Below are 6518 nucleotides of genomic sequence, written 5' to 3' on the forward strand. Positions count from 1 at the left end.
GGCGTGACCGGACCGACCGGCGCCCGCGAGGCGGTCACCCGGGCCCATCACGAAGAGTGGGCCCGGGTGGTCGCCACCCTGACCAAGCGCTTCGGCGACCTCGACATCGCCGAGGAGGCGGCCGCCGAGGCGTTCGCCGCGGCCGTCGAGCACTGGCCCGCCGAGGGCGTGCCGCCCAACCCCGGCGGCTGGCTCACCACCACCGCGCACCGCAAGGCCATCGACCGCGTCCGGCGCGAGAACAAGCGCGACGACAAGCACCAGGAGGCCCGGTTGTTGTCCGACGACGAAGCCCCCGAACCGGTCGGTGCCATCGAGGACGACCGGCTCCGGCTCTTCTTCATCTGCTGTCACCCGGCGCTGGCACCGGAGACCCGGGTGGCGCTGACGCTGCGCATGGTCGGCGGCCTCACGGTGCCCGAGATCGCCCGGGCCTTCTTCGTCCAGGAAACCGCCATGGGCCAGCGCATCACCCGCGCGAAGGCCAAGATCAAAGCGGCGCGGATCCCCTTCCGCGTGCCGGACGCGCAGGACCTGCCGGCGCGCGTCTCCGGTGTGCTGGCCGTGCTGTTCCTGGTCTTCAACGAGGGCTACCTCGCCACCGGCCCGGACAGCGACCCGGTCCGCCAGGACCTGACCGCCGAGGCGATCCGGCTGGCGCGCTTGATCCGTACCCTGTTGCCGCGGGACGGCGAAGCCGCGGGGCTGCTGGCCCTGATGCTCCTCATCGAGGCCCGCCGCACCGCCCGGGTCGCGGCCGGCGAACTCGTCGCGCTCGACGAGCAGGACCGGGGCGCCTGGGACCCCGATCTGATCGCCGAGGGACACCGGCTGGTCCGGGAACGGCTGGCCACCGGTCAGGCCCCGGGCCGCTACCAGGTCCTGGCGGCCATCAACGCGGTCCACACCTCCGCACGCGACTACCGCGACACCGACTGGACCCAGATCGTCGCGCTCTACGACCAGCTGGTCCGGCTCGACAGCTCGCCGGTCGTCGCGCTCAACCGGGCCATCGCGGTGGCCGAACTCGACGGCCCGGAGGTGGCGCTGGCCGCCGTCGACGGCCTTGCCGACCGGCTGGACGGCTACCACGCCCACCACGCGGCGCGCGCCGACCTGCTGCGGCGGCTGGGACGCAGCGGGGAGTCGCGGGCGGCTTACGACCGGGCGATCGAGCTGGCGGGGAACACCGCTGAGGTCGCGTACCTGACGCGGCGCCGGGACCAGTTGGCGTGATGTGCTGCGCTGGCGTGCTGCGCCGGCGTGGTGCGTTCGTGTGATGCGCCGGCGTGCTGCCGGCTCTGCCTGGAGCTGATCACTCCACGGCCGGCAGGCACGCCCTAATCCTCGGCCGGCCACACCGCGCTCAGCACCCGGCTCGGCCAGTCGTCCGGTATCCCGGCCGAGGTGACGTACTGGCCGTAGAAGGACCCGATCAGCATGCTGGTGAGCACGTCGAGGTCGGCGGAGCCCGGGAGGCCGCCGGCCGCCAGCGCCTGCCGGAGCAGGTCCCGGCGCGGCTCGACGATGCGGGTCTTGAAGACTTCGAGCAGTTCGGGGTGCCGCGACTCCTCGGCGAGCAGCGAGCCGAGGATGGCCAGCGCCGGGACGGCTCGCAGATTGCTGTGGAAGTTCTCCAGGATCGCCAGCGCGTGGTCGCGGGGCGTCGGCGCTTCGGCCGGCGGCTCCTGCGGCGGCTCCTCGACCCGCAGCGAACCGATCACCGCGGCGACCAGCTCCGCCTTGTTCCGGAACCGGCGCCGCAGGCTCGGCACGGTGGTCCCGGCGGCCGACGCCACCGACTCCAGCGACATGCGCGGGTAGCCGAGTTCACCGAGCTGGTCGGCGGCGGCGGTGAGGATCGCCTGGTCCAGGGCCGGGTTCCGAGGCCGACCGGCCTTCGCTTGCCGCGTGCTCATTACATTATGATAGCCTATCAGAACGTAATTCGTCGTCGAGGGTGGGGAAAACCATGACCGAGTCGTTGCCCGAAACCGCTGTCGTCCGCCTCTCGCGCGGCAGCTTCGACCCGAGCCTGTTCGCCGAGGTCGAGGCGCTGAACCTGAAGCAGGCGGAGTACCTGATCCCGGCGATCAAGGCGCTGCCCGGGCTCATCCACTGGTACGCCAGCCTCATGCCGGACGGCATGGTGCAGGTCAGCATCTGGGACAGCGTCGAGCACGCGAAGCAGATGGAGACCTTGAAGGAGATGGTCGTCATCGCGCGCGGGGAGATGGAGGCGCTCGGTGTGAAGTTCGTGCCGATCGTCAACCCGCGGATCACTTGGACTATTTGATATCGGCCCAGCCAGGGGCGAGCGGCAGGCGGCCGGAGCGGTCTGCGGCCTGCTGTCGTCGGCGATGACGCCGGGCCGGGCGCGGGGGTCGCGCGCGTGCTCGCGCCGCCAGGCCGCCCAGCCGCAGAAGGAGTCGAGAGCGCGCTCGTCCCACCGGCCGCCGTCGCGCCGCGCCAACCAGGTCCAGACCGTGCTCCTGGTACTCCAGCGCGCGCCGGATCCAGTGCTCGGTCATCTCGTTGCGCCAGTGCGGCGGGATCGGCGGGTCCGGGACGCCGACCTCGTCGAAGTCGTGCACCACGGCGCCGGACAGCCGGTCGGCGACGGCGAACGCGAGGGTGGACTTGCCGGCGCCGCTGGATCCGGTCAGTGCCAGCAACATCAGGCTTCATCCTCCATATCAGGCCTCGTCCTCCCTGTCAGGCTTCGTCCTCCACATCGATCTCCATCGGCAGCCCGGCCACCCCGACCAGCGACGGCGTCCGGAACGCCGTCACCTTCGCGATCCGGTCGCCGCGCATCGTCAGCACCTGGAGCGACTCGGCGGACAGCCGGCCGTCGCGGTGGTTGGAGTAGACGGCGAACGCGGGCTGGCCGTTGGCCGTGATCGGGACCAGGCGGCGGTGGCGGCCGTGCTTGCCGATCCGGAACGCCAGCAGCGGGCGCAGCGTGTCGGCGCCCTGGAACCACATCGGCTGCGGCGGCATCTCCCAGATCGCGTCCTCGGTCAGCAGCTCCATCAGGGTGTCGCTGTCGGCCTCCACGAACGCCCGGGCCCAGCGGTCCAGGACCGCGCGCTGCCGGCCCGCCGTCGGCTCGGCGACCTGCTCGGCGTCCGGGGCGACCTCCGCCATCCGGGCCCGGGCCCGCTTGAGCAGGCTGTTGACCGCCGTCGCCGTCACGTCCAGCAGCGAGGCGGCCTCCGCGGCGCGCCAGCCGAGCACGTCGCGCAGGATCAGCACCGCACGCTGCCGGGGTGGCAGGTACTGCAACGCCGCGACCAGCGCCAGCCGCAGGCCGGAGCGAGCCGCGACGACCGAGGCCGGGTCCGCGCCGACCGGACCTGACGCGCCGACCGCGCCGGATGAGCCGGACAGGCCGGACGTCAGCAGCGCGTCCGGGAACGGCTGCAACCACGTGACCTCCGGCGGGATCGCGCTCAGGTCGCCCTCGGGGTACGTGCCCGGTGCCCCGAGCGCGACCGGCAGCGGTCGCCGCGCGCGGTGCTCGAGTGCGGTCAGGCAGGCGTTGGTGGCGATCCGGTAGAGCCAGGTGCGCAGCGAGGCGCGGCCCTCGAAGCCCCCGTAGGAGCGCCACGCGCGCAGGTACGGCATCAGTCCCCCAGGGGACGCAAGGCCGCCGATGACGGCGGCCCAACGGTGGATCCTGACCCTCACCTCGCTGGCCGCGTTCATGATCGCGCTGGACGGCACCATCGTCACCACGGCCCTGACCACCATCCGCAGATCGCTGCACGCCTCCACCGCCTCGCTGGAGTGGACCGTCAGCGCCTACATCCTCACCTTCGCCGTGCTGATGCTCACCGGCGCGGCGCTCGGCGACCGCTTCGGCCGGCGCCGGGTCTTCGTGGCCGGGCTGACGCTGTTCACGGCGGCCTCGGCCGCGTGCGGGCTGGCCGGCACGGTCGGCGAGCTGATCGCGGCGCGCGCCGTCCAGGGCGCCGGCGCGGCCGTCATCATGCCGCTGGCCGTCGCCCGACTCGGCGCCGCCTTCCCGCTCCGCGAGCGCGGTCGCGCGATGGGTCTGTCAGCGGGCATCATCGGCCTGGCCACAGCCTGCGGCCCGCTCGTCGGTGGCGTGGTGGCGCAGGGACTGGCCTGGCAGTGGCTGTTCTGGGTCAACGTCCCGGTCGGGGTGCTGGTCGTCGCCGGAGTCCTGACGCAGATGACGGAGACCCACGGTCCTCGGGCACGCCTGGACCTGGGCGGCGTCGTCCTGACTACCGGCGGCGTCCTGGGCCTGGTCTGGGCTCTGGTTCGGGGCAACGACGTCGGCTGGCTGTCGGGGGAGACACTGGGTTCGCTGGTGGCCGGGGCGGCGCTGACGGTCGCCTTCGTGCTGTGGGAGCGGCGCGCTCCGGCGCCGATGGTGCCGATGCGCTTCTTCGCGCAGCGCACCTTCTCGGCGGCCAACGTCAGCAGCTTTCTGCTCACCGGGTCGATGTATGGGGAGCTGTACTTTCTGGCGCAGTACTTCCAGACGGTGCTGCACTACGGGCCGTTCGGCGCGGGGCTGGCGCTGCAAGCACTCGGGCTGGCAGGTGTCGCCCTGCTCGCCGACCACCGCGCCGGCTACCCGGCGATGATTCCGGTGTTGATAATCAGCGGCACCGGGATCTCGACCGCGATTCCGCCGGTGCAGAAGGCGGTGGTGGGGGCGGTGCGGCCGCAGGAGATCGGGCAGGCGGCGGGCGTCTTCAGCATGCTGCGGCAGCTTGGTGCTCTGTTCGGTACCGCAGTGGGCGTCGCGGTGTTTGCCGGCTCTGGGAGCTATGCGAGTGCGCAGAGCTTTACCGATGGGTTTGTTGCCGCATTGGAGGTCGGTTCCGGGCTTGCGGCGGTTGGGGGGCTGGTGGCTCTGGTGCTGTCGCGGCAGCGGGGGACGGAGCCTGCCGCGGGTGCGGCGGCGCCTCTGGAGCAGGAACAGGAGCAGGAGGCTGGGGCAGCGGCAGGTCTCTGATGACCGGAAAACGGTTATGACCGGCCCGAACCCCCGGACCGGCCACAACCGCGGCGACATCGGCGATACCCGCGCCGTGCGCCCGCACGAAGGCGTGGGCGAATAGCCCCCTTACTGCCCGCCGCCTTGTGCCGCTTGGGAGTAGCCGTCGAACTGGGTCTGTTCGCGGTCGTAGCGGGTGGTGAGTCCGTGGCCGTAGGCCTGCCACCAGGTCATGGCCTGGCCGTGGACGTGGGTGGTGGTGTTGCCGTAGACGGTCTGGTCGTAGTTGATGCGCGCGTCGTGGAACGACTGCTGGAACTGGTCCGGGGTCATCTGCTGCAGGGCGGCCATGTTGGCCGCCGACACCGTGGTGTCCGAGGTGTCGGGGGTGTTGCCGCTGGCCATGGAGTTCAGGATGGCGCGGGTGCCGCCGGTGCCGCGCATGTGGGCGCTGGAGGCGATGGCGGCGCGGATGCCGGGGTCGGTGAAGTCCTGGGCGCCGGCCTGGTCGGCGTGCTGGGACAGCAGTTGGGCCACGACGGCCTGTTCCTGGGGGCTGCCCTGGCCGTACTGGTTGCGGGCGGCCATGATCTGGTCGTAGCCGTTGTGCATGCTCTGCCGGAAGCCGTAGACCTCGGGGACGCCGCCCTGGTTGCCGCTGGCGCCTTCGGAGTGCATCAGGTTGGTGACGAAGCCGTTGGGGAGTCCCGGGTTCGTGCCGGCCGCCGGCGTGGCGTGCGCGACCGGGGTGGCCGTCGGGGTCGGGGTCGCGGCGGGGTGCTGGGTGCCCGAGGCGGCGGTGGTCTGGCCGGTCTGGCCGCCGGTCTGCGACAGGGCCTTGTAGCTGTCGGCGGTCTTCTGGTCCAGCGACTCGTAGTCCTTCAGTACCGTGCTGATCGCGCCGGTGAGGGTCTCGACGAAGCTGACGATCTTGCCCAGGCTGCCGACCAGCTGCGTGTGCAGGCTGTTGTTGGCGCTGCCGACGGCCGAGCCGATGCCGGCGAAGCTCATCACGTCCAGCACCAGGCCCTCGACCTCGCCGAGCGTCGAGTGGGAGCCGCCGGTCATGGACTGGAGCTGGGTCAACCCCGACGTCACGCCGGAGGCGGAGACTGAGAACGGCGGGAGCGTGCTGCTCCCGATCTGGCTCGCCATGATCGCTCCCTTTCAGGGACGGGTACCAGGGGACGGGTACCCGCCCCCTGAGCAGGGGCGGGTACGGGACTGACGGCTTAGAAGTCGCCGCCGATGACGCCGGGGGAGACCGGGGCGCTGGCGCCCCAGACGTCCTCGGTCTCGACCAGCCATGCCGGGATGCGCCGGTTGTCGCCGCCGCCCATGCCGGCTCCGGCCATGCCGCTCATCGGCATCATCGGCATCATCCCGCCGCGGCTCGCCGCCGCGGCGGCCGCGCCGCCGGCGCCCAGGGCGCCGCCGCCGAAGTCGTTGGCCGCGGCGACCTCGGCCGCGTTGGCCTGGTTCGCGGCGGCGTCGGCCGCGGCCTTGGCCCCGTTGGGGTCGACGTTGAGCTTGCCGATCG

General features: G+C 72.2%; 7 protein-coding genes and 1 pseudogene. 3 read left to right on the forward strand and 5 right to left on the reverse strand.

Annotated elements, in window-relative coordinates:
• Nucleotides 1–3 precede the first annotated feature (3 nt).
• Nucleotides 4–1236: an RNA polymerase sigma factor gene (locus KGQ19_RS30620; protein ID WP_307856562.1), complete on the forward strand. Its 1233-nt coding sequence runs from the start codon at nt 4–6 to the stop codon at nt 1234–1236.
• 104 nt (nt 1237–1340) lie between these two features.
• On the opposite strand, the gene KGQ19_RS30625 is transcribed toward KGQ19_RS30620, so the two are convergent.
• Complete coding sequence (locus KGQ19_RS30625; protein WP_212015470.1) at nt 1341–1919, reverse strand: TetR/AcrR family transcriptional regulator; 579 nt, start codon at nt 1917–1919, stop codon at nt 1341–1343.
• A gap of 53 nt (nt 1920–1972) precedes the next feature.
• Between KGQ19_RS30625 and KGQ19_RS30630 the strand changes: the two genes are divergently transcribed.
• Nucleotides 1973–2296 (forward strand): hypothetical protein, encoded by a 324-nt coding sequence (locus KGQ19_RS30630; RefSeq protein WP_212015472.1) that lies wholly within the window; start codon nt 1973–1975, stop codon nt 2294–2296.
• Here KGQ19_RS30630 and KGQ19_RS30635 read toward each other — a convergent pair.
• Both KGQ19_RS30635 and KGQ19_RS30640 read right to left on the reverse strand, forming a co-directional pair.
• Complete coding sequence (locus KGQ19_RS30635) at nt 2289–2678, reverse strand: hypothetical protein (RefSeq protein ID WP_212015474.1); 390 nt, start codon at nt 2676–2678, stop codon at nt 2289–2291. The genes KGQ19_RS30630 and KGQ19_RS30635 overlap by 8 nt on opposite strands.
• Before the next feature lie 37 nt (nt 2679–2715).
• On the reverse strand, nt 2716–3630 hold the full coding sequence (locus tag KGQ19_RS30640) for an RNA polymerase subunit sigma-70 (RefSeq protein ID WP_230419699.1): 915 nt from the start codon (nt 3628–3630) through the stop codon (nt 2716–2718).
• A gap of 28 nt (nt 3631–3658) precedes the next feature.
• Between KGQ19_RS30640 and KGQ19_RS30645 the strand changes: the two genes are divergently transcribed.
• A complete protein-coding gene (locus KGQ19_RS30645; RefSeq protein WP_212015477.1) occupies nt 3659–4996 on the forward strand; it encodes an MFS transporter in 1338 nt (445 codons plus the stop codon).
• Nucleotides 4997–5107: 111 nt separating this feature from the next.
• On the opposite strand, the gene KGQ19_RS30650 is transcribed toward KGQ19_RS30645, so the two are convergent.
• Entirely contained in the window at nt 5108–6133 is a 1026-nt protein-coding gene (locus KGQ19_RS30650) for a hypothetical protein (protein ID WP_212015479.1), read from the reverse strand.
• A 77-nt stretch (nt 6134–6210) separates the two neighbouring features.
• Nucleotides 6211–6518 (reverse strand): annotated as a pseudogene (locus KGQ19_RS30655) (hypothetical protein); the annotation flags it as partial.

The sequence above is a fragment of the Catenulispora pinistramenti genome (assembly GCF_018274385.1).
In the GTDB taxonomy this organism is placed as follows: domain Bacteria; phylum Actinomycetota; class Actinomycetes; order Streptomycetales; family Catenulisporaceae; genus Catenulispora; species Catenulispora pinistramenti.

What these genes read in the sequence shown, in the direction of transcription:
- KGQ19_RS30625 (WP_212015470.1), bottom strand. Translation starts at nt 1,919, where the DNA reads ATGAGCACGCGGCAAGCGAAGGCCGGTCGGCCTCGGAACCCGGCCCTG.
- KGQ19_RS30630 (WP_212015472.1), top strand. Translation starts at nt 1,973, where the DNA reads ATGACCGAGTCGTTGCCCGAAACCGCTGTCGTCCGCCTCTCGCGCGGC.
- KGQ19_RS30635 (WP_212015474.1), bottom strand. Translation starts at nt 2,678, where the DNA reads ATGTTGCTGGCACTGACCGGATCCAGCGGCGCCGGCAAGTCCACCCTC.
- KGQ19_RS30640 (WP_230419699.1), bottom strand. Translation starts at nt 3,630, where the DNA reads ATGCCGTACCTGCGCGCGTGGCGCTCCTACGGGGGCTTCGAGGGCCGC.
- KGQ19_RS30645 (WP_212015477.1), top strand. Translation starts at nt 3,659, where the DNA reads ATGACGGCGGCCCAACGGTGGATCCTGACCCTCACCTCGCTGGCCGCG.
- KGQ19_RS30650 (WP_212015479.1), bottom strand. Translation starts at nt 6,133, where the DNA reads ATGGCGAGCCAGATCGGGAGCAGCACGCTCCCGCCGTTCTCAGTCTCC.